Origin of the sequence: Streptomyces sp. PA03-5A, assembly GCF_033792725.1 — a bacterium.
Lineage (GTDB): Bacteria > Actinomycetota > Actinomycetes > Streptomycetales > Streptomycetaceae > Actinacidiphila.
Window position 1 is genome coordinate 1 of the sequence record NZ_JARAVL010000097.1, and the last position, 617, is coordinate 617.

At 69.7% G+C, this 617-nt stretch carries 1 protein-coding gene; it reads left to right on the forward strand.

From position 1 onward, the window contains the following. Positions 1-617, forward strand: a 617-nt coding sequence (ilvC, locus tag PV410_RS44640; RefSeq protein ID WP_500332399.1) for a ketol-acid reductoisomerase, incomplete at both ends; no start/stop codon positions are given.

Sequence of the window (617 nt, forward strand, 5' to 3'; positions counted from 1 at the left end):
AAGGTCGCGGTCATCGGCTACGGGAGCCAGGGGCACGCGCACGCGCTGTCGCTGCGCGACTCGGGTGTGGACGTGCGGGTCGGTCTGCACGAGGGCTCCACGTCCAAGGCGAAGGCCGAGGAGCAGGGCCTGCGCGTGGTGAGCCCTGCGGAGGCCGCGGCCGAGGCCGACGTCATCATGATCCTGGTCCCGGACCCGATCCAGGCGCGGGTGTACGAGGAGTCCGTGAAGGACAACCTGAAGGACGGCGACGCGCTGTTCTTCGGGCACGGCCTGAACATCCGGTACGGCTTCATCAAGCCTCCGGCCGGTGTCGATGTGTGCATGGTGGCGCCCAAGGGCCCGGGTCACCTGGTGCGCCGTCAGTACGAGGAGGGCCGCGGTGTGCCGTGCATCGCGGCCGTGGAGCAGGACGCGACCGGGGGCGGTTTCGCGCTGGCGCTGTCGTACGCCAAGGCGATCGGCGGCACTCGCGCGGGTGTCATCAAGACGACGTTCACGGAGGAGACCGAGACCGACCTGTTCGGTGAGCAGGCGGTGCTGTGCGGTGGTACGGCGGCGCTGGTCAAGGCCGGTTTCGAGACGCTGACCGAGGCCGGTTACCAGCCGGAGATCGC